We start from the raw sequence: 2,345 nt of genomic DNA on the forward strand, positions 1-2,345 counted from the left end.
TCGGCCAGCTATCTGCTGCCTTACCTGATCGCCGCGTTCCGGCCGCTCGCGCCGGCCGTGTCGATCCAGACCATGACCGGCAACACCGCCGACGTGGTCGCGGCGCTGGCCTCGCTCGATCTCGCGCTGATCGAGGGGCCGCCCGGCGAATCGCTGCCGGCCGGCACCGCCGTGCACAGCTGGCACGAGGACGAGATCGTCGCGATCGTGCCGGCCGCGCATCCGCTCGCCGCGGCGCCGGAGCAGCCGGTGCCGCTCGACGTGCTGGCCGCCTCGCCGCTGGTGTTGCGCGAGGCCGGCTCGGGCGTGCGGCAACTGGTCGAGCGCGCGTTCGCGCGGGCCGGCGTGCCGGTGCGCGTGGCGCTCGAGATCGCCGGCGTGGAGGCCGTCAAGGAGGCGGTGCGGGCGGGGATGGGCGTGGGCTTCGTGTCGGCCATGTCGCTGCGCGGGGATGCCGCGCTGGTCAAGCGCCCGATCGCGCCGCAGCCGCTGGTGCGCCGCTTCTCGATCCTCGTGCCGCACGCGGCCACGCCGTCGCGCGTGGCCGCGCGGTTCCTGGAGATGGCCCTGACCTGGCAGGGCGCCTGACGGCCACGCAGGGCCGTTTCTTAGGGATTCTCTCTATGGCCGCCGCAGTAGGCGAGGCGCACCATTCGCGTCATCGAATGGAACCGGTTCCAATGCACGACGCACGGAGCCACACAACGAGAGACACGCAGACATGGCACACATCGTGATCGTCGCCAGCGCCTTCGGCGTCGAGGCGGTCCGCCGCGACGGACACCGCGCCTTCGTGGCGCACGCGGCCGAGGCGGGCGCCTCGGGCTTCGAGGTGCGGCGCGAACTGTTCGCCTCCGACGACGACGCCAGCCCGGCCGCGCTCGCCGCGCTGGGCCTGGCGATCGCCGAGGCCGGCCTGTGGGCCGTCTACTCCACGCCGGCCACGCTGTATCGCGACGACGGCGCGCTCGATCGCGACGCGCTCGAGCTGGCGCTGGCCGAAGCCGACGCGCTCGGCGCGCACTTCGTCAAATTCCAGTTGGGCGGCTTTGCCGGCGCGACGCACGCCGACGCGATCGCCGAGGCGGCGCGCGGCGCCCGCGCGCGGATCCTGGTCGAGAACGGCCAGCTTGCGGTGGGCGGCACGCTCGCGCAGTTCACCGGCCTGTTCGCGGGCCTGCGCGCCGAAGGCGCCGGCACGCTGCTCGGCATGACGTTCGACATCGGCAACTGGCTCTGGCCCGGCGAAACGCCGCTGGATGCCGCGTACGCGCTGGCCGAGCACGTCGAATACATCCATTGCAAGGCGGTGGCGGGCGAGGGCGCGCGGCGCTTCGCGGTCGCGCCCCAGCAAACCGACCCGCTGTGCCTGCCGGTGCTGGCCGCGCTGCCGCGCGACGTGCCGCGCGGCATCGAATTCCCGTTCGATCCGGCGAACCTCGCCGCCGACGCGCACCGCCGCGTGGCCTGGCTCGACGCCGCCTGATCGTCCGTTTTCCGCATTCCGAAGGAGCTTTCATCATGTCGCAGTCCCCCGTCGAGATCGTCACTTATGGCGAGGCGATGACGCTGTTCGTCGCCAACGCGCCCGGCCCGCTCGCGCAGGCCGAACAGTTCACCAAGCGCATCGCGGGCGCCGATCTGAACGTCGCGATCGGCCTTGCGCGGCTCGGCTTCCGGGTCGGCTACGTGAGCCGCGTGGGCGACGATTCGTTCGGCCGCCACGTGCTCGACACGCTCGCCCACGAAGGTATCGACGCCGCCTGCGTGACGGTGGACGGGCGCTATCGCACCGGCTTCCAGCTCAAGGGCCGCGCCGACGACGGCAGCGATCCCGACATCGAATACTTCCGCAAGGGCTCGGCCGCGAGCCACCTGTCGCTCGACGATTACGCGGCCGGCTACGTGCTCGGCGCGCGCCATCTGCATCTGACGGGCGTGGCCCCGGCGATCTCGGCCACCTCGTGCGAGCTGGCGTTCCATCTGGCCCGCGAGATGCGCGCGGCCGGCAAGACGATCTCGTTCGATCCGAACCTGCGCCCGACGCTGTGGCCGTCGGCCGACGTCATGGCGCGCACGCTCAACGAACTGGCCTCGCATGCCGATTGGGTGCTGCCCGGCCTGGCCGAGGGGCGGCAACTGACGGGCCTCGACACGCCCGCCGAGATCGCGCGCTTCTATCTGAAGAACGGCGCGCGCGCCGGCGTGGTGATCAAGCTCGGCGAGGCCGGCGCCTACTACCTGAGCGCCGACGGCCGCGAAGGCACGGTGGCCGGCGAGCGCGTGGCGCGCGTGGTCGACACGGTGGGCGCGGGCGACGGCTTCGCGGTGGGCGTGATCAGCGC

The 2,345-nt window shown here is 72.6% G+C and carries 3 protein-coding genes; all 3 read left to right on the top strand.

What is annotated here, in order from left to right:
• A partial coding sequence (locus G3N92_RS32825; RefSeq protein WP_241015178.1) for a LysR substrate-binding domain-containing protein occupies nucleotides 1-588 on the top strand: 588 nt, incomplete at its 5' end.
• 133 nt (nucleotides 589-721) lie between these two features.
• Complete coding sequence (locus tag G3N92_RS32830; RefSeq protein WP_206131680.1) at nucleotides 722-1,486, top strand: TIM barrel protein; 765 nt, start codon at nucleotides 722-724, stop codon at nucleotides 1,484-1,486.
• A gap of 35 nt (nucleotides 1,487-1,521) precedes the next feature.
• Nucleotides 1,522-2,345: sugar kinase (locus tag G3N92_RS32835; RefSeq protein WP_206131681.1), on the top strand; the 824-nt coding region annotated here is incomplete at its 3' end.

The organism is Burkholderia sp. Ac-20379, from assembly GCF_017104645.1.
Classification (GTDB): domain Bacteria; phylum Pseudomonadota; class Gammaproteobacteria; order Burkholderiales; family Burkholderiaceae; genus Burkholderia.